Annotated in this window: 24 protein-coding genes; 11 read left to right on the top strand and 13 right to left on the bottom strand. The window is 62.6% G+C overall.

Annotated elements, in window-relative coordinates; translation table 11 throughout:
* The first annotated feature begins 132 nt into the window (after positions 1 to 132).
* Positions 133 to 759: a head GIN domain-containing protein gene (locus tag ACN9M3_RS12415; RefSeq protein WP_426322751.1), complete on the top strand. Its 627-nt coding sequence runs from the start codon at positions 133 to 135 to the stop codon at positions 757 to 759.
* Here ACN9M3_RS12415 and ACN9M3_RS12410 read toward each other — a convergent pair.
* Positions 743 to 1,414 (bottom strand): GNAT family N-acetyltransferase, encoded by a 672-nt coding sequence (locus ACN9M3_RS12410; RefSeq protein WP_426322749.1) that lies wholly within the window; start codon positions 1,412 to 1,414, stop codon positions 743 to 745. The two genes, ACN9M3_RS12415 and ACN9M3_RS12410, sit on opposite strands and share 17 nt — an antisense overlap.
* A gap of 10 nt (positions 1,415 to 1,424) precedes the next feature.
* On the opposite strand from ACN9M3_RS12410, the gene ACN9M3_RS12405 reads away from it, so the two are divergent.
* Positions 1,425 to 1,766, top strand: a complete 342-nt coding sequence (locus ACN9M3_RS12405; RefSeq protein WP_426171107.1) for a zinc ribbon domain-containing protein YjdM — start codon at positions 1,425 to 1,427, stop codon at positions 1,764 to 1,766.
* A gap of 72 nt (positions 1,767 to 1,838) precedes the next feature.
* On the top strand, positions 1,839 to 2,951 hold the full coding sequence (locus tag ACN9M3_RS12400; RefSeq protein ID WP_426322747.1) for an HAF repeat-containing protein: 1,113 nt from the start codon (positions 1,839 to 1,841) through the stop codon (positions 2,949 to 2,951).
* Positions 2,952 to 3,062: 111 nt separating this feature from the next.
* Here the strand turns inward: ACN9M3_RS12400 and rpoD are convergent, their stop codons facing one another.
* A complete protein-coding gene (gene rpoD / locus ACN9M3_RS12395) occupies positions 3,063 to 5,525 on the bottom strand; it encodes an RNA polymerase sigma factor RpoD (protein WP_426171103.1) in 2,463 nt (820 codons plus the stop codon).
* 350 nt (positions 5,526 to 5,875) lie between these two features.
* Here rpoD and ACN9M3_RS12390 point away from each other — a divergent pair, with 350 nt between their 5' ends.
* Together ACN9M3_RS12390 and ACN9M3_RS12385 are read left to right on the top strand one after the other, a co-directional pair.
* Positions 5,876 to 6,352 carry a ProQ/FINO family protein gene (locus ACN9M3_RS12390; protein WP_426322745.1) on the top strand — a complete coding sequence of 159 codons (477 nt, stop codon included), beginning with the start codon at positions 5,876 to 5,878 and terminating at the stop codon, positions 6,350 to 6,352.
* On the top strand, positions 6,352 to 7,008 hold the full coding sequence (locus ACN9M3_RS12385) for a 3'-5' exonuclease (RefSeq protein WP_426322743.1): 657 nt from the start codon (positions 6,352 to 6,354) through the stop codon (positions 7,006 to 7,008). Before ACN9M3_RS12390 ends, ACN9M3_RS12385 begins: the two co-directional genes overlap by 1 nt.
* On the opposite strand, the gene ACN9M3_RS12380 is transcribed toward ACN9M3_RS12385, so the two are convergent.
* Positions 6,991 to 8,424 carry a PLP-dependent aminotransferase family protein gene (locus ACN9M3_RS12380; RefSeq protein ID WP_426322741.1) on the bottom strand — a complete coding sequence of 478 codons (1,434 nt, stop codon included), beginning with the start codon at positions 8,422 to 8,424 and terminating at the stop codon, positions 6,991 to 6,993. The two genes, ACN9M3_RS12385 and ACN9M3_RS12380, sit on opposite strands and share 18 nt — an antisense overlap.
* Positions 8,425 to 8,515: 91 nt before the next feature.
* Between ACN9M3_RS12380 and ACN9M3_RS12375 the strand changes: the two genes are divergently transcribed.
* Together ACN9M3_RS12375 and ACN9M3_RS12370 are read left to right on the top strand one after the other, a co-directional pair.
* Positions 8,516 to 9,199: a c-type cytochrome gene (locus ACN9M3_RS12375; protein ID WP_426322739.1), complete on the top strand. Its 684-nt coding sequence runs from the start codon at positions 8,516 to 8,518 to the stop codon at positions 9,197 to 9,199.
* A 12-nt stretch (positions 9,200 to 9,211) separates the two neighbouring features.
* Positions 9,212 to 10,495 carry a c-type cytochrome gene (locus ACN9M3_RS12370; protein WP_426322737.1) on the top strand — a complete coding sequence of 428 codons (1,284 nt, stop codon included), beginning with the start codon at positions 9,212 to 9,214 and terminating at the stop codon, positions 10,493 to 10,495.
* 126 nt (positions 10,496 to 10,621) lie between these two features.
* Here ACN9M3_RS12370 and ACN9M3_RS12365 read toward each other — a convergent pair whose 3' ends face one another.
* On the bottom strand, positions 10,622 to 11,734 hold the full coding sequence (locus ACN9M3_RS12365; RefSeq protein WP_426171094.1) for a type IV pilus twitching motility protein PilT: 1,113 nt from the start codon (positions 11,732 to 11,734) through the stop codon (positions 10,622 to 10,624).
* A gap of 78 nt (positions 11,735 to 11,812) precedes the next feature.
* On the bottom strand, positions 11,813 to 12,448 hold the full coding sequence (locus ACN9M3_RS12360) for an SAM-dependent methyltransferase (RefSeq protein ID WP_426322735.1): 636 nt from the start codon (positions 12,446 to 12,448) through the stop codon (positions 11,813 to 11,815).
* A 139-nt stretch (positions 12,449 to 12,587) separates the two neighbouring features.
* On the opposite strand from ACN9M3_RS12360, the gene ACN9M3_RS12355 reads away from it, so the two are divergent.
* A complete protein-coding gene (locus ACN9M3_RS12355) occupies positions 12,588 to 13,358 on the top strand; it encodes a head GIN domain-containing protein (protein ID WP_426322733.1) in 771 nt (256 codons plus the stop codon).
* A 141-nt stretch (positions 13,359 to 13,499) separates the two neighbouring features.
* Here ACN9M3_RS12355 and ACN9M3_RS12350 read toward each other — a convergent pair whose 3' ends face one another.
* From ACN9M3_RS12350 to purU, 7 genes are read right to left on the bottom strand one after another with little or no spacing between them, the layout of a single operon-like run.
* Positions 13,500 to 15,734, bottom strand: coding sequence for a TonB-dependent receptor (locus ACN9M3_RS12350; protein ID WP_426322731.1), 2,235 nt, complete (start codon positions 15,732 to 15,734; stop codon positions 13,500 to 13,502).
* A gap of 9 nt (positions 15,735 to 15,743) precedes the next feature.
* Positions 15,744 to 16,130, bottom strand: coding sequence for a YcnI family protein (locus ACN9M3_RS12345; protein WP_426322729.1), 387 nt, complete (start codon positions 16,128 to 16,130; stop codon positions 15,744 to 15,746).
* A gap of 10 nt (positions 16,131 to 16,140) precedes the next feature.
* Complete coding sequence (locus ACN9M3_RS12340; RefSeq protein ID WP_426322727.1) at positions 16,141 to 16,587, bottom strand: copper chaperone PCu(A)C; 447 nt, start codon at positions 16,585 to 16,587, stop codon at positions 16,141 to 16,143.
* 35 nt (positions 16,588 to 16,622) lie between these two features.
* Positions 16,623 to 17,036 (bottom strand): DUF2946 domain-containing protein, encoded by a 414-nt coding sequence (locus ACN9M3_RS12335; RefSeq protein ID WP_426322725.1) that lies wholly within the window; start codon positions 17,034 to 17,036, stop codon positions 16,623 to 16,625.
* A gap of 21 nt (positions 17,037 to 17,057) precedes the next feature.
* On the bottom strand, positions 17,058 to 17,777 hold the full coding sequence (locus tag ACN9M3_RS12330) for a M48 family metalloprotease (RefSeq protein WP_426323741.1): 720 nt from the start codon (positions 17,775 to 17,777) through the stop codon (positions 17,058 to 17,060).
* Between the two features lie 31 nt (positions 17,778 to 17,808).
* Positions 17,809 to 18,345, bottom strand: a complete 537-nt coding sequence (locus tag ACN9M3_RS12325; RefSeq protein WP_426171081.1) for a YaeQ family protein — start codon at positions 18,343 to 18,345, stop codon at positions 17,809 to 17,811.
* Between the two features lie 6 nt (positions 18,346 to 18,351).
* Positions 18,352 to 19,221, bottom strand: a complete 870-nt coding sequence (gene purU, locus ACN9M3_RS12320) for a formyltetrahydrofolate deformylase (RefSeq protein WP_426322723.1) — start codon at positions 19,219 to 19,221, stop codon at positions 18,352 to 18,354.
* Between the two features lie 103 nt (positions 19,222 to 19,324).
* On the opposite strand from purU, the gene ACN9M3_RS12315 reads away from it, so the two are divergent.
* From ACN9M3_RS12315 to ACN9M3_RS12305, 3 genes are all read left to right on the top strand, one after another.
* Positions 19,325 to 20,335, top strand: a complete 1,011-nt coding sequence (locus ACN9M3_RS12315; protein WP_426171077.1) for an NADP-dependent oxidoreductase — start codon at positions 19,325 to 19,327, stop codon at positions 20,333 to 20,335.
* A gap of 57 nt (positions 20,336 to 20,392) precedes the next feature.
* Complete coding sequence (locus ACN9M3_RS12310) at positions 20,393 to 20,938, top strand: hemerythrin domain-containing protein (RefSeq protein ID WP_426322721.1); 546 nt, start codon at positions 20,393 to 20,395, stop codon at positions 20,936 to 20,938.
* Between the two features lie 119 nt (positions 20,939 to 21,057).
* A complete protein-coding gene (locus ACN9M3_RS12305; protein ID WP_426171074.1) occupies positions 21,058 to 21,345 on the top strand; it encodes a KGG domain-containing protein in 288 nt (95 codons plus the stop codon).
* A 33-nt stretch (positions 21,346 to 21,378) separates the two neighbouring features.
* On the opposite strand, the gene ACN9M3_RS12300 is transcribed toward ACN9M3_RS12305, so the two are convergent.
* Positions 21,379 to 22,398 (bottom strand): hypothetical protein, encoded by a 1,020-nt coding sequence (locus tag ACN9M3_RS12300; protein WP_426171072.1) that lies wholly within the window; start codon positions 22,396 to 22,398, stop codon positions 21,379 to 21,381.

The raw sequence follows: 22,398 nt of genomic DNA, 5'->3' as shown, positions 1-22,398 counted from the left end.
TTCATGCGCCAACTGGCCAGATGGCTAATTCACCCGAAAAGCCTCACGGAAATCCGCGTGCAAGCTGGTGCATTGCCAGTTAAACTTGCGCGGCAACGAAGTAGGCGTCCATTCACCCAGGAGCTGTTTACAATGTATCGAACCCTCGTCTTTTCCGCCCTGCTGCTATCTGCCTCGGCGCAGGCTGCGGACCAGGCTCGCAAGCTTGACAATTTCTATGGCATCAACGTCAAAGGCCCGATCAACGTCTACGTTGACGTCGGCAAGGAACAGTCGGTCAAGATCAGCGGCCGCAAGGAATACATCGACAAGGTCAGCATCGTCGTGGAAGGCGGCGTGCTGCGCGTCGTCTACGAAAATACCAACAAGGCCCCGGTCGACGTGAAGGAAGGCGACAAGATCACCGTCACCGTACCGGCGCTGACCAGCTATCGCGTGCTGGGCGCCGGCGAATCGCGCGTCACCAACATCAACGGCGAACGGATCGACATCAGCTTCGAAGGCGCCGGCGCGCTCTACGCCAGCGGCAAGGTCAAGCTGCTGCGCATGAAAGGCCAGGGGGTTGGCCAGGCCAACCTCAAGGACCTGAAAGCCGAACGCGCCGACGTGAACTTCACCGGCATGGGAGACATCAGCCTCTACGCCAGCGACACCCTGAACCTGATTGTGGAAGGCATGGGCAACTTCACCTATTACGGCAACCCGAAACACATCAACAAGTCGGCCAAGGGCATCGGCAACGTCAGTCCGGGCAAATAAGCCGTGCGTGCGCCAGCTCGCGGGTTGGCACGTATCCCATTGAGCGGTACAAGGCCTGGGCGCGGGCATTGGCCGCTCCCACGTGCAGCATGGGGCGCACGCCCTGCTGCTGCATGCCGTGCATGATGAATTCCACCAGCTTGCGCGCGTAGCCGCGCCCCGTGAATTCAGGGTGGGTGCAGACGGCGCTCACTTCGCGCAGGTGGCCAAGGTCCATGCGCTCGCCGCTGAGCGCCACCAGCCGGCCGCCATCGTCGTGGATGCCGGCGTACCTGCCCATTTCGCCGGTGCGCGGCCGGAAGTAGCCAGGGAAGGCGAGATTGGTCAGCTCCACCATCGCGGGATCGTCTGCCGCCAACACGCGGATCGCCCCGGCATCCGGTGCCGCGACCGGCCCGCCTTGGTACACCATTTGCAGCACGCCCGATAGCGGCTGCAGCGACCAGCCCCGCGGCAGTTCCGGCATGGCGCCGAGGAAGTAGTAGCCGGCGCCCACGCCTTCCAGGTCGGCCGCAGGCAAGGCCACGCCGGCCTCGGGCACCGCCATGAACGGCGCCACCTCGGCCGGATAGCGGCGGGCCGCGCCTGCCGGAATGCTAAAATGTTGCTGTGCGCCATACAGCGCAGCCCAGATCGGGTTTTCCAATTCCTGCATGTGAGTTCCAATGTCCAATTTCCCAGCCTGCCCAAAATGCCAGTCCGAGTATACCTACGAAGACGGCGATAACTATGTTTGCCCTGAATGCGCCCACGAGTGGCCAATGCAGGCCGCCGAAGCAGCCGGCGAATCCGCACGTGTCTACAAGGATGCCGCCGGCAATCTCCTGCAAGATGGCGACACTGTCACTGTCATCAAGGACCTGAAGCCAAAAGGCTCCGGCGGCGTGATCAAGCAAGGCACCAAGGTAAAGAACATCCGCCTGGTCGACAGCGACCACGATATCGACTGCAAGATCGACGGCTTCGGCGCCATGAGCCTGAAATCGGAGTTCGTTCGCAAAGTGTGACAATTTGCGAATATTTATTCGCAAGATTCCCGTATAGTCTCCGGAATAATTCCCATTTACCGGAGACTGCCTATGAAGCCTGCCACGCTTGCCCTGGCCATTGCACTGGCCCTGCCCTTCACCACTACCCACGCCGCCGGCCCGATGGGGGAACGAAAAGCAGAGTCCAGCACCATGACAGGCATTAACGCAGCAGGCGAATGGGTTGGCGAAATCAAGGACGAAGACGGCCGCCGCCGCGCAGTGCTGATGTCGCAAGGCCGTCATATCGAGATCGGCACCCTCGGCGGCACCGACAGCACCGCCAACGCCATCAACAACCAGGGCGTGGTCACCGGCGGCGCCCTGACCGCCAACAATGCCTGGCATGCCTTCCGCTACGAGGAGTCGCTGGGCATGCGCGACCTCGGCACCTTGGGCGGCAGCAGCAGCGTCGGCACCGCACTCAATGAATCCGGCCACATCGTCGGCTACGCCGACACCGCCGACGGCAACTACCACGCCTTTGTCGATACCGGCATTGCCATGCTGGACCTGGGCACCTTCGGAGGCAAGAACAGCTACGCCACCGGCATCAACATCAATGGCTATGTGGTCGGCGCCGCGCAGCTGCCGAACGGCTACCGCCGCGCCTTCCTGTACAAGCCGGGTAGCGGCATGATCGAGCTGCCGACGCTGGGCGGCCGCGTCAGCGTGGCAACCGGCGTCAACGACCACGGCGTGGTGGTCGGCGCCTCCGAAATGGAGGATCGCAGCTGGCACGCCTTCATGTACGAAAACGGCCGCATGATCGACCTGGGCGCGATGATCGCGCACGGCTCCAGCTTCGCCAACGGCATCAACAACCACGGCGACATCGTCGGCACCGTGCGCATGAAAGACCACGACGCGCCGCATACCTTCATCTACAAGGGCGGCCGGATGCAGGTGCGCTCCGGTTATGAGAGCCTGTACCTGACGCGCGACATCACGGAAGACGGCACGGTGATTGGCTCCAGCTACACCGGCCACGTGCTGAAGTCCGGCGCGGTGGATTCGGCCCGCCCCGACCATGGCCTGAAGCCGGTCGACTGGCTCACGCTCGGCTTCCTGGCCGTTATCGCCGCAATAGCAGGCTTCAAGGTCCGCGAACACCTCCGCAAAGGCTTTGATTTCGGCAAACGCCTGATGCTTTCTATCGCATAGAACTTGCTTGAGGAGGGAGCAGCGGCTCCCATCCTCGCTTAATCGCAGTTGTTCAGGCAATCGGCGACGCGCAAGGCCAAAAAAAAACGGAGGCCGAGGCCTCCGTCTTCATTACTTCTCCGTCAGGAACGTTTTCAGCTTGTCCGAACGCGAAGGCTGGCGCAGCTTGCTCATCGCCTTGGCTTCGATCTGGCGGATACGTTCGCGGGTCACGTCGAACTGCTTGCCCACTTCTTCCAGCGTGTGGTCGTTGGACATCTCGACACCGTAGCGCATGCGCAGCACCTTGGCTTCGCGCGGGGTCAGGGAATCCAGCACTTCCTTGATCACGTTGCGCATCGATGCGTGCAGCGCGGCGTCCAGCGGCGCCAGCGTGGTGTTGTCTTCGATGAAGTCGCCCAGCTGGGAATCGCCGTCCTCGCCCATCGGGGTTTCCATGGAAATCGGCTCCTTGGCGATCTTCATGATCTCGCGCACCTTGGACTCCGGCATTTCCATCTTCAGCGCCAGGGTTGCCATATCCGGCTCGGAACCGGTTTCCTGCATGATCTGGCGCGAGATGCGGTTCATCTTGTTGATGGTCTCGATCATGTGCACCGGCACGCGGATGGTGCGGGCCATGTCCGCAATCGAACGCGTGATCGCCTGGCGGATCCACCAGGTAGCGTAGGTCGAGAACTTGTAGCCGCGGCGGTATTCGAACTTGTCGACCGCCTTCAGCAGGCCGATATTGCCCTCCTGAATCAGGTCCAGGAACTGCAGGCCGCGGTTGATGTACTTCTTCGCGATCGAGATCACCAGGCGCAGGTTGGCTACGGTCATTTCGCGCTTGGCGGTGCGCGCACGCTTTTCGCCGGCAGCCATCTGCTTGTTGATCTTGCGCAGGTCGGCCAGCGGCAGCGCCACGCGCTCCTGCAGGTCGATCATCTTGTTCTGCAGTTCCTTGATGGCGGGAACGTTACGGCCCAGCACCGCGCTGTATGGATACCCTGCCGCCACTTCGCCGTCCACCCAATCCAGGTTGGTTTCATTGCCCGGGAAGACCTTGATGAAGTGAGCGCGCGGCATGCCGCAGCGGTTCACGCACAGTTCCAGCACGGCGCGCTCGATCGAACGCACCTGCTCCATCTGGCCGCGCAGTGTGTCGCACAGCTTTTCCACCACTTTCGCGGTGAAGCGGATGCCCAGCAGCTCGTTGGAGATGATGTCCTGCGCTTTCACGTAGGCGGCATTGCCGTAGGCGGCCTTGCGCATCTTGTCGTACTGGCTCGAGATCAGGGCGAACTTGGCCAGCGCGTCATCCTTCAGCTGCGCCAGTTGTTCGGTCGAGTAGCCGGCAGCGCCGCCGTTGACGTCGCCGTCTTCTTCCTCGTCGTCCAGCTCTTCCTCTTCCTCGTCTTCGTCAGCCGCGGCAACGACCTTGGCGGGCGCAGGAACCGGCGCGTCTTCGTTCAAGTCGACAAAGCCGTCCACCACGTCGTCCACCTTCATCTCGTCCTTCGCGATCTTCTCCGCCAGCAGCAGGATCTCGTCGATGGTGGTCGGGCAGGCGGAAATCGCCTGGATCATGTCGCGCAAGCCGCCTTCGATACGCTTGGCGATCTCGATCTCGCCCTCGCGGGTCAGCAGCGCCACGGCGCCCATTTCACGCATGTACATGCGGACCGGATCGGTGGTGCGGCCGAAATCGGAATCGACGGTCGACAGCGCGGTGGCAGCTGCGGCTTCCACTTCATCGTCGCTGGCGGCGGTCGGCACGTTATCGGACAGCAGCAGTGCTTCCGCATCCGGCGCGCGCTCGTACACGGCGATGCCCATGTCGTTGAAAGTCGCGATGATGCCTTCGATCGCTTCCGGATCGACGATGTTTTCCGGCAGGTGGTCGTTGATTTCGGCGTAAGTCAGGTAGCCGCGGTCCTTGCCCAGGTTGATCAGGTTCTTGAACTGGGTGCGGCGCTTTTCCAGCTCCTCCGCGTTGGCGCCGTCGGCCATGCCGAAGGCGTCGATGCCCTTGGCCTTGCGCTCGCGCGCCTTGGACGCTGCCTTCAGTTCGGCGCGTTCCACGGCGTTCAATGCCGCCACTTCATCGTTTTCCGGGGTGAATTCGCTTGGCTTGCGGCCGCGGCGGCCCGGCACCTTCACTTGCGGCAGCAGGTAGCCGGAAGTGTCGATCGATGCCAGCACGGCTGCGTCGCGCACTTCAGTCACGGCAGCCGGGCCGCTCGTCACGATCACGGGCGCAGGTTCGGCGGCCTTGGGCTTGCGGCCGCGCTTTGCAGGCGCCGCCGGCGCTTCTTCAGCGACGACAGCCAGCGACACCGGCTTGGCAGCAGCGGTCTTGCGGGCGCGGGTCTTGACGACCGCTTCGTCGGCCACGGCTTCCGCCGGCGCTTCCACTGGCGGCACGGCAGCCAGGCGGCGCGATTTCTTGACTACGGTGACTTTTCCTGCTTCCTCTTGAGCGTTGTCGATCACATACGAAAGGCTGGTCTTTGGCACAGCCAACGGAGCGCTGGTAGTGGAGGAGCCAGTGGACTTCTTGGCGGACAACGTCAGGGTCTTAGGTTTCGTCATTCAATATCTCTCTCAGCACACCCGAAGGTGCACTTATCGAAGGCTCGCGATGGCCCGGTTTCAGGGATAATCGGGAAAAGAAAAAGCCCGCATGACCGGGCTCGATTCCGATGATTCAGTGATTAGAGAGGGCACATGCCCTGGAACTGGACTTCACAGGGCGGCGCGGCCCCGGCCGAAAACTCTTTACCAATCTGAATTCGCACCGTCCTGCATTTGGTGCGTCTGTCATTATACAAGGTTTTGGCTCGCACCGCACCCATTAATTCGATATCAAAACCACATCATGAGCGAAAACACAATGCGCCGGGCGCTTGCGTCGTGGTATGCTGGCGGCTCTTGATTAACCTATGAAGTCGATGAACACTAGCACTACCCCTCAGCAGCCGGCCGAAGGCCAAGCCGCCGCACCTGCCGCTCCCAATTCCGCACGCGCCCTGCTCAAGCAATTGCAGCAACAGTATGCCCCGTTCCGCGACAGCCTGCCGCTGTCGATCGGCATCGACAAACAGCTCATCGCCGCGATGCCGGAGCTTAACCGCAAGCTGATGCGCGCCGCCCTGGGCATCCACACCTCCTCGCAGCGCTACCTGCGCGCCATGGAAAAAGCCACCGTCCGCTACAACCTGGATGGCAGCACCGGCGCTGAAGTCACCGACGAACACCGCAAGCACGCCAAGGAAACCCTGGCTGAACGCTACAAGAAAGAAGTGGAGCGTCGCAAGGCTGAACGCGCTGCCGAACGCGAAGCTGCAGCCGCCCAGGAAGCCGAGCGCCGCCGCGCAGAGAAGCTGCAGGCGCTGACCGCCAAGTTCTCCAAGAAGTAATGAGCGACGCGCCAGAAGCGGTCCCCGAGCTGCCTCCTTATGAAGGCATCCGGCTGGCCGACGTCAGGCTCGTGAAGACCGCCGCCGACGCGGAGGCAGCGCAAGCGGCCCTGCTGGCGGCGGATGCTATCGGTTTCGATACCGAATCCAAGCCGACCTTTGTCAAGGGCGAGAGCTCGGACGGCCCGCACCTGATCCAGTTTGCCGACGACCGCCATGCCTGGCTGTTCCAGGTTGGCGCTGCCTTTCCCCATCTGGCCGTGGTCAAGGCTATCCTTGAATCGGACCTGACGCTGAAGATCGGCTTCGGCCTGTCCGACGACATCAAGCGCGTGCGCGCCAAGCTGGGCATCGAGCCGCTGAAAGTGGTGGACCTGGGCGTGGTGCTGCGCGTGCCAGGACAGAAGAATGACCTGGGCGCCAAGAGCGCTGTCGCCAAGTATTTCGGCCAGGCGCTGACCAAGTCCAAGAAGATCTCCACCACCAACTGGGCCACGCCGCGGCTCAATGAAAAGCAGATCCTGTACGCTGCCGACGATGCGCAAGTGGCGCTGCGCGTGTACCGGCACTGGATCGGCATCGGCAACGTGCTGCCGCCGATCAAGCCGCCCAAGCGACCCAAACCCGGGAAGCCAGTGTCAGGCCCAAGGGTCTGACACTGGCTTCACGGTTTTCGCCAGCACCCCAAGCTTCGCAATCGCCGCCGCCTGCCGTTCATCCCAAATATGCCCGTAGTTGAGGCGAATGCAATTGCGAAACGCCCGCTTCGCGCTGAACATCGGCCCCGGCGCAATGCTGATCCCGTGCGCCAAAGCCAGCCGATGCAGCTCCAGCGCATCCACTGATTCCGGCAACGCCACCCACAGGAAATACCCGCCCTGCGGCTGCGTCACCCGCGTCCCCGCCGGGAAATGCGACGCGATCGCCGCCAGCATCTGCTGCTGCTGCCCCGCCAGCGCACCACGCAACTGGCGCAAATGCCGCTCATATCCACCCTGCCCCAGGTATTCCGCCAGCGCCAGCTGCGAAGGCATCGCCGCCGACAGCGAGGTAGTCAGTTTAAGGCGCTCGACCTGCCGCGCAAAACGCCCGGCCGCAGCCCAGCCAACCCGGAATCCCGGCGCCAGACATTTTGAAAACGAGCTGCAATGCATCACAAGTCCCTTGCTGTCGAAACGCTTCGCCAGCGCCGGCCGCTGCGCGCCGAAATACAGCTCGCCGTACACGTCATCCTCGATCAGGGGCACGTCATGCGCCGCCAGCAATTCGACCAGGGCCCGCTTCTTCTCCGGCGGCATCAGGCTGCCAAGCGGATTCTGGAAACTGGTCATCAGCCAGCAGGCGCTCGGCCTGTGCTGCTCCAGCGCCGCAGCCAGCGCCCCGAGTTCGATCCCTTCGCGCGGATGCGTCGCCACCTCAAGCGCTTTCAAGCCGATACGCTCAAGCGCCTGCAAGGCTGCGTAGAAACTCGGCGACTCCACCAGCACTGTGTCGCCCGGCCGCGCCACCGCCTGCAGGCAGAGATTCAGCGCTTCCAGCGCGCCATTGGTGACCACGATGTCGTCCGGCGCCACCTGCAAGCCATCGAGCTGGTAGCGCAAAGCGATCTGGCGCCGCAACTCCGCATTCCCCGGCGACAGGTCGGCAATCGTGCTCCAGGGATCGATATGGCGCATGCTGGCAGCGACCGCGCGTCCCAGCTTATCGAGCGGGAACAGCAAGGGACTGGGGAAGGCGGAACCGAAAGGCACGTTGCCCGGCGCCCGGCTGGCCTCCAGCACCTGGAACACCAGCTCACTGACGTCAACCAGGGTGGAAGCCGCATCAGGCCGCGACACCTCCGGTTCCGGCGCGGCAGCAAAGCGCCGCGAAGCCACGTAATACCCCGAGCGCGGACGCGACTCGATCAGGCCACGCGCCTCGAGCTGGTAATAAGCCTGGAACACGGTGGACGGGCTGACGCCGCGCCGCTCCTGCTGCTGCCGCACCGAAGGCAGCTTCTCGCCCGGCCGCAGCACGCCGGACGCCATCAAGCCCGCCAGTTCATCGGCTAGCGCCTCGTAAAGCTTCAAACTGATACCCTCATTCCGTGGCCATTCTGAGCCTGTTATTCTCCGCCTCGCAGGCGTATCCTTGACCCATCACAAGAAAAACGGATTCATCATGCTCCGCATTCTCTCATTTGGCGCCGCAGTTGTGGTCACCTCCGCGCTGGCCGCACCGGCCAGCCTGCCGGACACCGTCGAGCAGCGCGTCGCCGCCTGCATTGCCTGCCACAAGGCCAACGAGCAAGGAGACGCCTTCTTCCCGCGCATCGCCGGCAAGCCCGCCGGCTACCTGTACAACCAGCTCCTGAACTTCAAGCAGGGCCGTCGCCAGTACCCGATGATGACGTATATGGTCGAACAGCTGCCGGATGCCTACCTGAGGGAGATCGCCCAATACTTCTCCGAACAGCACGCCCCCTACCCGCCGCCCGCGGCCACCAGCGCCACGGCGCAAATGATCGAGCGTGGCCGCGTGCTGGTGCACCAGGGCGACCCTTCGCGCAAAGTGCCGGCCTGCGTAGCCTGCCACGGCGAGGCGATGACCGGGGTGGCACCCGCGATTCCCGGCCTGATTGGCCTGCCGCGCGACTACATCAACGCCCAGTTCGGCGCCTGGCGCAACCAGAAGCGCAAGGCGCACGCGCCGGACTGCATGGCCGAAGTGGCCAATCGCCTGAGCGAATCCGACGTTGCCGCCGTCTCCGGCTGGCTGGCCGCGCAACCGGCCGACCCGAACGCGCGTCCAGCGCCCGCCCTGCCCGGACAATTGCCGTTGGAATGCGGCGGCATCCACAAATAAACAGAACCGACCATGAAGCGCAATACGAAAATCGCCATCGCCGTACCGCTGCTGCTCGTCGTCGCAGCGGTCGGCTTCCTCTGGCCCAAGCACGACACCGGCCCGGCGCCAAGCGCCGCCTCGAAGACCATGCCGATCGCGGAAAAGGCGGCGCGCGGCGCCTACCTGGCCAAGGCCGCCGATTGCATGGCCTGCCATACCACGCGCGGCGGCGCCGCCTTTGCCGGCGGCCGCGCCCTGCAAACGCCGTTCGGCAACGTGATGTCGCCCAACATCACGCCAGACAAGGAAACCGGCATCGGCAACTGGAGCGCCGACGATTTCTGGAACGCGCTGCACAACGGCAAGGCAAAGGATGGCCGCCTGCTGTACCCAGCCTTCCCATACACCAACTACACCGCAATGACGCGCGACGACTCGGACGCGCTGTACGCCTACTTCCAGTCCATCACACCGGTGAAGCAGGCCAGCCAGCCGCATAGCCTGCGCTTCCCCTACAACCAGCAAGCCATGCTGGCGGTATGGCGCGCCCTGTACTTCAAGCCCGCCGTGTACACGCCAGACGCCGGCAAGTCCGCCGAATGGAACCGCGGCGCCTACCTGGTGCAAGGCCCCGGCCACTGCATTGCCTGCCACAGCGAACGCAACGCCCTGGGCGCCAGCGACAAAGGCCTGTCAGGCGGCCTGATTCCCGTGCTGGGATGGTACGCGCCCTCGCTCACCTCCGACCGGGAAGCCGGCCTGGGCGACTGGGAAGTAAAAGACATCACCGACCTGCTGAAGACCGGCGTCTCGCAGCGCGCCACCGTGTTCGGCCCGATGGCGGAAGTGGTGCGCGAAAGCCTGCAGCACCTGAGCGATGAAGACGCACGCGCCATGGCCGTGTACCTCAAATCGCTGCCGAACGAAAGCGGCAGCCGCGAGCCGTACGAACGTTCAAAGGAACCTGAAGCCGCCGCCTTTCTCGCAGCGGGCGAAAAGATCTACAGCAAGGCGTGCGTAGACTGCCACGGTGAAAAAGGCGAAGGCATCGCGCCGCACTACCCGCCATTGGCCGGCAACCGCGCGCTGACGATGGACGAAGCGGTAAACCCGATCCGCATTGTGCTGAATGGCGGCTTCGCCCCCGGCACGGCAGGCAACCCGCGTCCCTACGGCATGCCGCCGTTCAGCCATTCCTTGAATGATGTGGAAGTAGCACAAGTAGTGTCCTACCTGCGCGCCGCATGGGGCAACAACGCCCCACCGGTCGAAAGCAGCACGGTCAACCGCTACCGCAACGTCCCGCTGGAATAACTACAGCCCAGTCCGTGTCACACCCTGGGGTCACACCCAAACTGTGACACGGCCTCAACTGGTATCGGATGAGCCCGTGTCACACTCGGGGTGTGACCCCAAGGTGTGACACGGGCTCGGCTGTTCTTAGAGCATGTCGGCGAAGCCGAGCCGGTCGGTGGTGGCGTGGCGGGCGTCTTCGATGCTGACCTTCTTTTCGGCCAGCAGCTTGCGCAGGCATTCGTTCATCGTGTAGCAACCGGGGGCGGACTTGCGCTCCATGACATTGCGCAGGTCGGCCACATTGCCGTTTTCGATCACGGCCGCCACGTCGGGATTGACGGTCAGGCTTTCCGTACCCAAGTAGTAGCGGTCGCCATCCATCGCCGGCATCAGCGCCTGGCACAGCACGCCGCGCAGGGCGTGCGCCAGTGCCTGGCGTTGCGGTTCGGTGTTGCCCAGCAGGCGGATCATCTTTTGCAGGCCGAGCTCGGTCGAGCGTGCATGCAGCGAGGCCAGCACCAGCGGACCGGATTCGGCCAGCGCCAGCGCTTCGTGTGCGGTCTCCGCATCGCGGATCTCGCCGATTACGATCACGTCGGGACGTTCGCGCAGCGCATCCTTGGCGCCCAGGTCGAAGGTTTCAACGTCGCCGTCAAAGCCGACTTCGCGCTGGGTGATCACGCACTTGCGTTGCGGGATCAGGGTCTCGACCGGGTCTTCGATGGTGATGATATGGCCGGAACGGTTCTTGTTGATGTCGTCCAGCATGGAGGCGATGGTGGTCGACTTGCCCTGGCAGGTGTCGCCAATAATCAGCACCAAACCGCTCGAGAGCTGCGCGAACTTTTCTTCCGTCGGGCGCAGGCCCAGGCCAGACAACAGCAGCGGTTCTTTCGGGAAGCGGCGAATCACGCAGCCGAGGCGCTTCTTGCCCTGGAAACTGAAGCAGTTGGCGCGGATGCGCGCAGTGTGCAGGTCGATGGCGCGGTCGAAGGCGCGGTCCTGGATGCGTTCGCGCCAGTTTGGCTCCACCACTTCAAAGAATTCTTCCAGCTCTTCGCGCGTGATCGGCGAATCGGTCACGGCCACCAGGCCCTTCGGCTGGCGCAGCAGCAAAGGGCTGTTCTGGTGGATCAGGATGTCCGAAAAAACCAGTTTGGAATTCAGCAGGTGCAGGATTTGCTCGACGAGGGTGCCAAAGACCGGGTGGTCTTCGTTCTCGATATACGTCAGGGTGCGAATTTGCGAGGTTTCCATTGTGCCTGTGTTCTCCAATTGTTACGCAAGATTCTATTGCATTTGCTTTGTAGAATGTAAGTGGCTGGTGAACAACATTTATTTCGGATATTCAAATCCGGTACGGAGATCGTAGGCAAAACTGCGGCCGCGCTCGCTCACAGTCAGCCGTTGCGGCGGTTCCTCGCCGGCCAGCGCACGCGACTTCACATGCAGGCCTTCTCCTTCCCGAATCAGCTTGTCCGCACGCTCGTAAACATTTTGACAACCAGTTTCGGCAATCAGGGCCTGCACGATGGCGATCTTCCACGCTTCCACCGCAGCCGACTGGAACTGGCACACCAGGTAGCCATCCTTGCCGCCATAACTCTGCACCAGCAGGCCGGACAAGCCATCTTCATCGCCGAGCACGATCGGCACCAGCTCATCTGGCCGCGCCGCTTGCAGGGAATGGATGCGGCGCGCGATGGCGGCACGCACGCGCCGTTTCACCATGGCGTGGTCGACCGGCTCGTCTTCACGCAGGGTCCAGACGCGGGCTGCGATCTGCGACTTGGCGTTATAGGCGGCGCGGGCCAGGAATTGGCGCGATGAGGACACGACCGTGGCCGTGGCGCCTGGCTTGTTTTTCTCTGCGGGACGGCCGTCGACGCGCTCGATGGCGGACAGGTAAATATAGGGATCGCCGGCAAGGATGGATTTCTCCTTGCCCTGTTTGATGATGATGGTAAGCATGGGCGAAATGATACAGGAGCGACGCCCTGCCCGCGGCATTTGCATTCTGTTCCCGCAAGGCGGCGTCCTGTCGCATTGCGCAGGCATCAGGGCGCAGGCTTCGATACGATGTTTCTTATTCAAATTGAGGAGAAACAAGATGAAGATGTCTGCTGCAATGCGCAATGCCCTGGTCGCTGCATCCGTTTTTGCTGTCGCCGCTCCGGTTGCCGTGGTCTCAGCCGCCCCGCTGGGCTGGTTTGCCGGCGAACGCGTGCAGGGCAATGGCAAAATCTCCAGGCAGGCGCGGGAAGCGGCCAACTTCACCGGCCTTGGCCTAGGCTTGCCTGGCAGCGTCGAAGTCCGCATCGGCAGTACCGAGAGCGTGAGCATCGAATCGGATGACAACATCCTGCCGCTGATCGAAACCGTGGTCGAAGATGGCACCCTGCAGATTCGTCCTGTCCGTCCCAACCTGCAGTTCGATACCCGCAACCTGAAGGTTGTGATCACTGCAAAGAATCTGGAACGCATTTCGGTTGGCGGTTCCGGCTCGGTCGATGCGGAAGGCCTGCGTGGCGGCAAACTGTCCTTCAATGTCGGCGGCTCCGGTTCCATGAACTTGCGCAATATCGAAGGCGAGTCCGTCACCGTTTCCCTCGGCGGCAGCGGCAACCTGAAGGCAAGCGGTTCGGCCGACAAACTGAAGGTGTCGATTGGCGGTTCGGGCAAGGTCAGCACCGGGCAACTGGCAACGCGCGAAGCTGCGGTCAGCATTGGCGGTTCAGGCCGCGCTGTGGTGTGGGCCAAGCAATCGCTGTCGGTCAGCGTGGCCGGCTCGGGCGATGTCAGCTACTACGGTGAGCCGCAGCTCACCAAGAGCGTGATGGGCTCCGGCAGCGTGAAGCACCTGACTGGCAACCCGAACTGATCAAAGCCTCTGTCCCGGCCCGTGTCGCCACAAAGTTCACGGGCCATCGTCCCTCAGAAATTCTTCTAATTTTTCACCTGCGATCAGCTTGTCAAGCCGCGCAAAGGAGAACGCCCCGGCGGGGCATTGTTCACTGGGGGCTTAGAGGTCGAACTTGATGTCAGCGCTGAACGTGCGCTGGGCATATGGGTGGAAAGCCCAGTACTTTTCGCCATTCAGGTTGTCGATGCCGACCGATGCCGTCCACTGGCGATTGAAGCGGTAGCGCAGGCGCACATCGGCGACCAGGTAGTCCGACACGCCCATATACGTTGCCCCATTCGGATCGCCGTTATCCAGCGTGCCGAACTGCTTGCCGCTATAACGCACACCGATTGTGCCGGTCCAGTGCTGGCCCACATGGTAAGACGCCAAGGCATTCGCGCGCCGCTTCGGCACGCGCGGTTGCCGCTTGCCGACGCTGGAAGGCATGGCATCGTTCGAGACGATCTCGGAATCCGCATAGGTAAGACTGCTTTGCAGCGTCAGCCCAGGCGTCAGGACGTCGTCAGCCTGTTGCGACAACTCCAACCCACGTGTACGGATCTTGCCCACGTTCTGTACCGTATTCACAGTCGCAGTCAGCGGCTGCGAATACAAGGCATCGCGCGTGGCTTCGCCAAACAGCGTGGCGCGCACACTACCCTGCGCTGTCATGCGCTCCGCTGTCATCTCGCTGGTCCACGATTTCTCGGCACCCAGGTTCGGATCCGTGTTGACGATCCTGTCGTCCACGATGGAACCCTGGAACAGCTCCGCCGCGGTCGGATTACGTACCGCACGGCCGATGGATGCCTTCAGGCTCCAGGTCTCGCCTGCACGCCACGCCAGCGCAGCCTTGGGCGACCAGGCCTGCTCGCGGCGTTCGGTGAAAGGCAGCAGATTTCCAGTCGCAGCCGAGATTTGTCCACCATATGCGCGCCAGGTTTCCTGCCTCAGGCCAAGCGTTGCCTTCCAATCCGGCGACAGCCGCCAGGTGTCCTGCGCATACAGGCTCTCAAGCCGCGTATTGCCATTGAAGGTCGACACATGCTTGCCGCCTGCTCCTGCGATCCAGTCCGCCACGCTGGTCACATGCGTGCGCAACCTGGCATTCTCGCGCTGCACGCCAAACTCCACTTGGTGCACAGTGCCAGCGCGCCAGCTACCGCGTAACGCCAAAGTGTTCCACCCACTGCCTCCCATATCGGTCAGGTTGCCCTGCCCGCCTCCTGTCGGCACTCGTGCGAGGTCGCGCGAATAGTCGTAAGCACTGCCGGCGATTTCCCAATTGAAGCTGCCGCGCCCGTGCGTTTTCAACGACAATCCGTGCATCAGATGTTCAAGGTCCGCACGCGCACCAGCAAAGTCGGAAGGCAGCAGCGTAAAACGCTTGCCGCCGATATTGATTGCGCCGCTGGTCACGGCATTGCCTGCGCCATCGCGCAAATACGATTCGGCACTGCGCACCACGTCGTTCTGCCACCAGCCCAGCGTGTAGCTGGCACGCAGCGTTGGCGACAAATCATATGCCAGCTTCAGCTTGGCGTGGTCCTGCACCGTGTTCACCTGGCCCGTGCTGCCAAGGATGTACCAATCCTTGCCGGCGGGATTGCGATCCCCAACAGCGCCTGTCACGGCCACGCCGGCCGGCTCGCCCGGTTTTGGCGCGACGCCTGCCGACAAAAGCTTGTTGGCAAAGGCGATCGGCTGGCCGTCGCTGTCAAGGCGCGACAGGTTCAGCCACCACGCCAAGGCGCCCGTCCGATTACCCAGCGAGGCGCTGTACTGCCTGCCGGCATGGCGAGAATCAGTTCCGTATTGCTCGAAATCCTGGCTCACCCACGACAGTTTGGCGTGCGCCTCCAGCTTGCTTGGCATGCGGGTCTGGAAATCCACCACCGCGCCCACCGAGTTGCCTGCATAGGCGGCTGAAAACGGACCGTACAGCACGTCGACGCGTTCGATTTCCTCCGGCGTTACCAATCCCCAGCGCGGGGTGTAGCTTGCGCCATTTCCCAGCAGGTTGGAGAGCAGGATGCCGTCCGCATACACCAGTGAACGTGCACTGTTGCCAGTGCCGGAAGCGCGGCTGGCCAGCACAGCATGGTCGTAATCGCCGATAAAACGCTTGCGCACATTCAGGCTTGGCAGGTATTTCAGCGCATCCTCGCTATCGAAGGCGTTGATGCGGTCTTCCACCTGCGCCCCGGTGATCCCTTCGATCGTGGTCGGTATCTGCGTAGGCAGCGACGTCGGGCGGCCACCGTTGATCGTCACCACGTGGTCCGCTTGCGCCGGGCAAGCCAGGCCCATCGCCGCCAGCATTGCGGCCAGCGGTTTGTATTGGCATTTCATGATCAGCCCCTAGCGCGTTTCGAGGGTGGCTTCCCAGTTCGCGCTGCCGAACTGGCAGGACTGGACGATCTTGAAGGTGTGGCTGCCCGCCGCCGGCATTTTGCCGAACATGACAAATTCGTCGTAGGACTCGTCAGGCAAGGGACCGCCGCGCCAGGCCAGGCTGTCGGGCGTGCGTTCGATGCTCCAGCCATTCTTCAGCATGGGCTTCATCGGCGCAAAGCCTTCCGGCAGCCGGATGCTGACCGCCACCGTGGGGCTGCCATTGCAACCATGGCCGACACGGAACACCAGCTTCTGGTAGCTGCCCGCCGCAAATTCACGCTGCTCCAGCGAGATATGGGCGTGCGCGGACGCTGCCGCAAGCAGTGCTGCGGCCATCAGGTATTTTTTCATGGTCGGCTCCTTAGTGCTTGGGAGCGGTGTACGACAGCGGCTTGACCGGCACTTGCACTTGCGCCGTCTCCTGCTTCTCGCCCTTGCCCTGGATCACCAGCGTCATGGGCACCATTTCGCCCGCCTTCATCTGGCGCTTCAGGTCCATCATCATGATGTGGTAGCCGCCGGATGCCAGCGCCACCGGCTTGCCGGCCGGGAGGTCGATGCCTTCGACGGCCGACATCATCATGCGGTCGCCCTGCATCGACATCTGGTGGATTTCAATAATGCCGGCGGCAGGCGAACGCACCTCCACCAGGCGCGCGTCCTGTTTGGAAACGAGCTCCATGAAGGCGCCGGTGGCCTGTGCGGCCGGCACGGTGGCGCGAATCCATGGCTCGCGCACGGTAACTTGTGCCGCGGCGGAGGCGGCGAAGGCGATCGACATTGCGAACGCGAAGAACTGCTTTTTCATTTTTCACTCCTTGATTCGTTAAATGGGGGACGAAATCAGGCGTGTGCAGGCGGTCCTCGCGGATTGGACGCAGACCACACCGGCAGTGGTTGTGGCGACTGGTAGAACAGGGTTGGGCGCATGGTCGCACCGTCGAGGGGCAACGGCAAGGCAAGGTCGGTTGGCGGGAGGCCAAACCAGCCGGCATGCGGCAAGCAGTAGGAACAGTCTTCCATGTCCATTTGCGCCATCGGCCGCGCCGGGGACTGCGCTTTGCTGCGGTCGGTCACGGCCACGAAGGTGGCGTAATCGAGATCGCCGACACCGGTCACGCGCGTGCCGTCGTTCAGGCAGATCTCCCATGTGCGCGGCTTGCCGTTCACCGCATGCGAAATTGCCGGCGCAAGTGCGTTCATCAGGATGGCGAAGCACGCGATCCAGATCCAGCGCAAGCGGGTTGACGATTTCATATGCATGGCGGGCATTATAGCCTAGCGGGACGCTTCCATTTGCGCAGCCAGCTCCCGCGCGGCGTGCCAGCGGCTGGCGGGTGAAGGATGGTCGAAGCGTGCGACATTGGGGGAGTGGCTGTGCTTTGCCAGCTTGCGGAAATAGGCCGCCAGCGCCTGCGGCGGCCATCCGGCGCGCGCCGCAAACAGCAGGCCTTCGCGGTCGGCTTCCAATTCCTGTTGCTGATTGAAGCTCGCCAGTTTGCGCATCAGGGCACTATCGTTGTCGATATCGTATTCGAATTCGGCGAAGGGCTGCGTCGCCCGCCCCGGCTCGAGCCGCAGCGCCTCTTCGAATTCCTTCAGGTTGTGACGCAGTACCGCGTGCATGATTTCGTGCGCCAGCAGCATTGCCAGTTCCGCATCGGACAGCGCCAGCTCATCGACATAGGCGCGGCTGACCAGTAGTTTTCCACCCGCCATGGCAAAGGCATTGGCATCGCCGTCGGTCGTGGTGTGCAGCTCCCAGTCCCATGCGGTCGTTTCCGGAAACTCGCGCTTCGCCTGCTCGATCAAGGGGCGCGCCAGCGCTGCCACCCGCGCGCCAAAACGCTCATCGTCGTCAAGGCGATAGCCTTTGCGAAGCTCATCGAGCTGCCCGCGATACAGCTTTGCGGAACCGGCCATGACTTCAGCCTGCGTCACCGCCTTGGCCGTGGCCCCCTGGACGAGGAATAGAAAGGCAATCAGGTAGCGCAACATGATGAGCACATTCTGCCACCGATTCGCCGGATCAGGACTTCCAGACCTCGCGCGTGACTTCCACGGTGGTGGCGCCGTCGGTCAGCCAGATCTGGCCGTCCTGGATCGTGCACTGCAGTTGCATGGAACGCTGCGCCATCTTTTCCAGCGCGGCGCTGGCCTCGGCATCGATATTCACCACGCTGACGTTCCTGGCGCGGTCGATCTTGCTGGCGAGCTGCTTCCACCACACGTGCGAGGCGGAGCTATAGGAATACACCATCACCTTCTCGGAACGCCCGGCGGCCTTCAGGATGCGGCGCTCGTCCGGCTGGCCGACTTCAATCCACAACTGGATGGCGCCGGTCAGGTCCATCTGCCACAGGTCAGGTTCTTCGGTATCGGAAATGCCTTTCGCATTCACCAGCGCTTCATCAGCGTGGATCGCGAAGGCGACAATGCGCACCATCAGGCGTTCATCCGTTTCGGACGGATGGCGCGCCAGGGTCAGCATATGGGTTGCGTAGTAATTGCGGTCCATGTCCGCGATGGACAGTTCCGCCTTGTAGATCGTAGATTTCAGTGCCATTACTAATTATTTGAAGATTACAGTTCGGTCGCCGTTCAGCAGGATGCGATGTTCGACGAACCATTTCACGGCGCGCGCCAGCACCACGCACTCGACGTCGCGGCCGATCGCGGTCAGCGCATCCGAATCCATGGCGTGGTCGACGCGCTCCACGTCCTGCTCGATGATCGGGCCTTCATCCAGGTCGCCGGTCACGAAGTGGGCGGTGGCGCCGATCAGCTTCACGCCGCGCTTGTGCGCCTGCGCATACGGCTTGGCGCCCTTGAAACTGGGCAGGAAGGAATGATGGATGTTGATCGCCTTCCCTTTCAGGCGTTCGCACATCGACGGCGACAGGATTTGCATGTAGCGCGCCAGCACCACCAGGTCCACCTTGTGGTTTTCCATCAGTTCCGCGATGCGGGCTTCCTGCGCCAGCTTGGCTTCCTCGGGCGCGCCGGTTGCCAGCGGCAGGTGGTGGAACGGAATGTTGTAGCTGGCCGCCAGCTGGTAGAAGTCCATATGGTTGGACACGATGGCTGGAATGTCGACCGGCAGCAGCCCGCTCTTGTAGCGGAACAGCAGGTCGTTCAGGCAGTGGCCGATCTTGGACACCATCAGCATCACGCGCGGCTTGGCGTGCGCATCGTGCAGCGCCCATTCCATGCCCATGGCTTCCGCCACCTTGGCGAAATCCTCGCGCAGTGCGGCATCGGTAAACGCGGCATCCTCGCGCGCAAAGTGCACGCGCATGAAGAAACGTTGCGTTTCCGCGTCACCAAACTGGGCGGAATCGATGATGTTGCAACCATGTTCAGCCAGGAATCCCGATACACGATGGACGATGCCGCGCTGGTCGTGGCAAGAGAGCGTAAGGATGTATTCTGGGTGATTCATGGCATTTCAAGTCATGGGCGGGACGGTATTGTCGCATGAACATTGCCACGTCTGGCAAATTCCGGAATAGAATGACCGTACTTTTTTATAAAAAGGAGCAAAAATGGAGAACACCCAGTTCCGCCTCGCCGCCCGTCCGGTCGGCCTGCCCAAGGACAGCGACTGGCAGATCACCAAGGAGCCGGTGCGCGAGCTGGCCGACGGTGAAGTGCTGGTCAAGACGCTCTACCTGTCGCTCGACCCCGCCATGCGCGGCTGGATGAACGACGCCAAATCCTATATCCGCCCGGTCGGCATCGGCGAAGTCATGCGCGCCGGCGGCCTGGGTGAGGTGCTCGCTTCCAAATCGCCGCGCTTTGCCGTGGGCGACCAGGTCGGCGGCGGCTTCGGCGTGCAGCAGTACTGGGTCGGCGCCGCCGACGACCGTCATGCCGGCCTGCACAAGATCGACACCCGCCTGGCTCCCGCGACCACCTGGCTCAACACCCTCGGCATGCCGGGCATGACCGCCTACTTCGGCCTGCTCGAAGTGGGCCAGCCGAAAGCCGGCGAAACCGTGGTGGTGTCCGGCGCGGCCGGCGCCGTCGGCCAGACCGTCGGCCAGGTGGCCAAACAGCTTGGCTGCCGCGTGGTCGGCATTGCCGGCGGCAAGGAAAAATGCGATTTCGTGGTCCATGAGCTCGGCTTCGACGCCTGCATCGACTACAAGGGCGGCGATGTGCGAGCCGGCCTGAAGGAACACTGTCCAAATGGCGTTGACGTATACTTTGACAACGTTGGTGGCGACATCCTCGACATCGTTCTCACGCGCATCAACCTGAAGGCCCGCATCGTGATCTGCGGCGCAATTTCGCAGTACAACAACACGACGGCGGTCAAAGGACCGGCCAACTACCTGTCCTTGCTGGTGAACCGCGCGCGCATGGAAGGCATGGTCGTGTTCGACTATGCCGACCGCTACCACGTAGCCGTTGCCGCGCTCGGCAAATGGCTGCAGGAAGGCAAAATCAAAAGCCGGGAAGATGTCGTGCAAGGCATCGAGAAATTCCCGCAGGCGCTGACCATGCTGTTCGAAGGCAAGAACTTCGGCAAGCTGGTGCTGCAAGTCGCCTGAGCCCCTTCCGCTGCGGCTTCTTCTGCGCGGCCTAACCGACGCAGCGAAGGAGCCAGCATGAGCCAGCAAAACCAGGGCGCCACGGCAAAAGATGCCGTGGCGCTACTCACCGCCGACCACGACAAGGTCAAGAAACTGTTCCGTGAATTCGAGAAATGCGATGCCTCGCACCAGGGATTGAAGCACGACCTGGCGCAGCAAATCTGCATGGACCTGACCATTCACGCCACCATCGAAGAAGAGATTTTCTATCCCGCTGTGCGCGCCGAGACCGGCGACCAGCAGCAAGTCGATGAAGCCCTCGAGGAGCATGGCTCGATCAAGGAGCTGGTCGAGCACATTCGCGGCATGGCCACCGGGGACGGCGAGCTGGATGCCACCGTGCAAAAACTGCACGAATGCGTGGAACACCACGTTACCGAAGAAGAACAGCAAATGTTCCCCAAAGTCCGCCAGAGCGATGCCAACCTGGCCGAACTGTGCGAACAGCTCAAGGACCGCAAGGAAGAACTGGAGCATGACTTCGGCGCCACCCCGGTGCGCGGCAACAACACTGCCGAAGCGGAGGGCGAACGTTCCGCCACCGGGCAGGCTGGTTCCTGAACCGAAAAAAAGTTTGAACTTTATTGCAGACCTTCCCTCCAAGCCCAAGAAGCAGCCGCGACGCTGCTTCCGGCCCGGGCACACGCCCGGATTTCTGGGCACATTGAGGGAGGTGGATCATGGCTACACAGGACGAGCAGGTCAGAATCGGCAATGGCAAGCGCGGCTTCGCAGCGATGGATAAGGAAACCCAGCGCATGATTGCCAGCAAGGGCGGCCAGGCCGCGCACCAGAAGGGCACGGCGCATGAATTCACCCCGGAAGAAGCGCGCCGCGCCGGCCAGAAAGGCGGCGAAGTGGTGAGCCGCAACCGCGAGCACATGGCGGAAATCGGGCGCAAAGGCGGCGAGAGTCGACAGACTGCGCGCGGCGGCAACCGGCAAGGCGAAAAAGGCGAAGCAGGCTGAGGCCTGCCTGGCGAGCGCTGGCCGCGGCCGGCATTAATAGTCGTACACGTGCTCCACCTCGACGCCCTGGCGCGGCGCGTCGACCAGGTAGCGTGACAATGCCGACACCCGCATCACCAGCGCCACCCGCTTGCGCCCCGGTTCGGTCAGGATCGGCTGTTCGAACAACACCCGCGTGTCCGGTGGCGCCGCCGTGCCCTGCCCGCGCGTCAGCACCGTCACCAGGATGACGCCGCTGTTGCCGGCAATGTCCTGCAACTGCACGTCCTGCAGCCCAAGGCGCGTTGCTGCCAGGCGGAAGTCGTAATAGCGCGGCAGCTCCAGCACGGCGCGGCCATCGTCCAGCATGCGCAGCAGCTTGACGTTGGGCATGTCGGCCAGGTCGTAAGGCTCGTGGTCGACCACCACCTGCGTCGTCATCAGGGCCGGCTCGTAGGCGGCACTGGTCGCCAGCTTGATCAACTTGCCGTAGGCCGCCTTCACCAGGTATTCGGTGGTCAAGGCATAGCGCCGCTCGAGCTTGCGCAGCATATTGGCGCCGAACAGCGGCGTATCCGTCCACAGGCCTTTCAGCTTGGTGCTGAAGTTGTACAGGTACCAAGGCTCCTTGCGGATGAAGTCGACGTAATCCTGCGCCACGCGCGCGCCGTATTCGTCTTCCGGCGTCAGCGCCGAGGCGGTGGCCCAGCTGATGCGGCCCAGCGTGTTTTCATACAGCGAGCGCAAGCCATATTCCACCGAGGTACTGCCGCCGATGACGCCGATCATCACGTGATAGCCGGCGTTGCCCGGATACCTGGCACGCACCTGTTCTTCAGTCACGGCTGCATAACTGGTCCAGATCTGGCCTACATGCCCGAGGAAGGGGAAGTTGTGGGCCGGATGCTGCTTCACATAGCGGGCGTATTCGGCCGGGCTGTGCACCAGGAACCATTCAGGGAAGGTCAGGAAAGTCTGCTCCACGCTGCGCCGTTGTTCCGCCGCAATCGGGCTTTCGGCGGAACTGGTCAGGCAAGCGGCCAGCAGGCTCAAAGCCAGCAAGAGTTTGCGCAT

Source organism: Pseudoduganella sp. R-43, from assembly GCF_049913255.1.
Classification (GTDB): domain Bacteria; phylum Pseudomonadota; class Gammaproteobacteria; order Burkholderiales; family Burkholderiaceae_D; genus Rugamonas.
Note: the sequence above shows the minus strand (reverse complement) of the source record. Positions and strands in the feature narration are given on the sequence as shown.

Excerpts from the sequence above, each read along its gene's own strand:
- ACN9M3_RS12415 (WP_426322751.1), top strand. The coding sequence starts at position 133 with ATGTATCGAACCCTCGTCTTTTCCGCCCTGCTGCTATCTGCCTCGGCG.
- ACN9M3_RS12410 (WP_426322749.1), bottom strand. The coding sequence starts at position 1,414 with ATGCAGGAATTGGAAAACCCGATCTGGGCTGCGCTGTATGGCGCACAG.
- ACN9M3_RS12405 (WP_426171107.1), top strand. The coding sequence starts at position 1,425 with ATGTCCAATTTCCCAGCCTGCCCAAAATGCCAGTCCGAGTATACCTAC.
- ACN9M3_RS12400 (WP_426322747.1), top strand. The coding sequence starts at position 1,839 with ATGAAGCCTGCCACGCTTGCCCTGGCCATTGCACTGGCCCTGCCCTTC.
- rpoD (WP_426171103.1), bottom strand. The coding sequence starts at position 5,525 with ATGACGAAACCTAAGACCCTGACGTTGTCCGCCAAGAAGTCCACTGGC.
- ACN9M3_RS12390 (WP_426322745.1), top strand. The coding sequence starts at position 5,876 with ATGAAGTCGATGAACACTAGCACTACCCCTCAGCAGCCGGCCGAAGGC.
- ACN9M3_RS12385 (WP_426322743.1), top strand. The coding sequence starts at position 6,352 with ATGAGCGACGCGCCAGAAGCGGTCCCCGAGCTGCCTCCTTATGAAGGC.
- ACN9M3_RS12375 (WP_426322739.1), top strand. The coding sequence starts at position 8,516 with ATGCTCCGCATTCTCTCATTTGGCGCCGCAGTTGTGGTCACCTCCGCG.
- ACN9M3_RS12370 (WP_426322737.1), top strand. The coding sequence starts at position 9,212 with ATGAAGCGCAATACGAAAATCGCCATCGCCGTACCGCTGCTGCTCGTC.
- ACN9M3_RS12365 (WP_426171094.1), bottom strand. The coding sequence starts at position 11,734 with ATGGAAACCTCGCAAATTCGCACCCTGACGTATATCGAGAACGAAGAC.
- ACN9M3_RS12360 (WP_426322735.1), bottom strand. The coding sequence starts at position 12,448 with ATGCTTACCATCATCATCAAACAGGGCAAGGAGAAATCCATCCTTGCC.
- ACN9M3_RS12355 (WP_426322733.1), top strand. The coding sequence starts at position 12,588 with ATGAAGATGTCTGCTGCAATGCGCAATGCCCTGGTCGCTGCATCCGTT.
- ACN9M3_RS12350 (WP_426322731.1), bottom strand. The coding sequence starts at position 15,734 with ATGAAATGCCAATACAAACCGCTGGCCGCAATGCTGGCGGCGATGGGC.
- ACN9M3_RS12345 (WP_426322729.1), bottom strand. The coding sequence starts at position 16,130 with ATGAAAAAATACCTGATGGCCGCAGCACTGCTTGCGGCAGCGTCCGCG.
- ACN9M3_RS12340 (WP_426322727.1), bottom strand. The coding sequence starts at position 16,587 with ATGAAAAAGCAGTTCTTCGCGTTCGCAATGTCGATCGCCTTCGCCGCC.
- ACN9M3_RS12335 (WP_426322725.1), bottom strand. The coding sequence starts at position 17,036 with ATGAAATCGTCAACCCGCTTGCGCTGGATCTGGATCGCGTGCTTCGCC.
- ACN9M3_RS12330 (WP_426323741.1), bottom strand. The coding sequence starts at position 17,777 with ATGTTGCGCTACCTGATTGCCTTTCTATTCCTCGTCCAGGGGGCCACG.
- ACN9M3_RS12325 (WP_426171081.1), bottom strand. The coding sequence starts at position 18,345 with ATGGCACTGAAATCTACGATCTACAAGGCGGAACTGTCCATCGCGGAC.
- purU (WP_426322723.1), bottom strand. The coding sequence starts at position 19,221 with ATGAATCACCCAGAATACATCCTTACGCTCTCTTGCCACGACCAGCGC.
- ACN9M3_RS12315 (WP_426171077.1), top strand. The coding sequence starts at position 19,325 with ATGGAGAACACCCAGTTCCGCCTCGCCGCCCGTCCGGTCGGCCTGCCC.
- ACN9M3_RS12310 (WP_426322721.1), top strand. The coding sequence starts at position 20,393 with ATGAGCCAGCAAAACCAGGGCGCCACGGCAAAAGATGCCGTGGCGCTA.
- ACN9M3_RS12305 (WP_426171074.1), top strand. The coding sequence starts at position 21,058 with ATGGCTACACAGGACGAGCAGGTCAGAATCGGCAATGGCAAGCGCGGC.
- ACN9M3_RS12300 (WP_426171072.1), bottom strand. The coding sequence starts at position 22,398 with ATGCGCAAACTCTTGCTGGCTTTGAGCCTGCTGGCCGCTTGCCTGACC.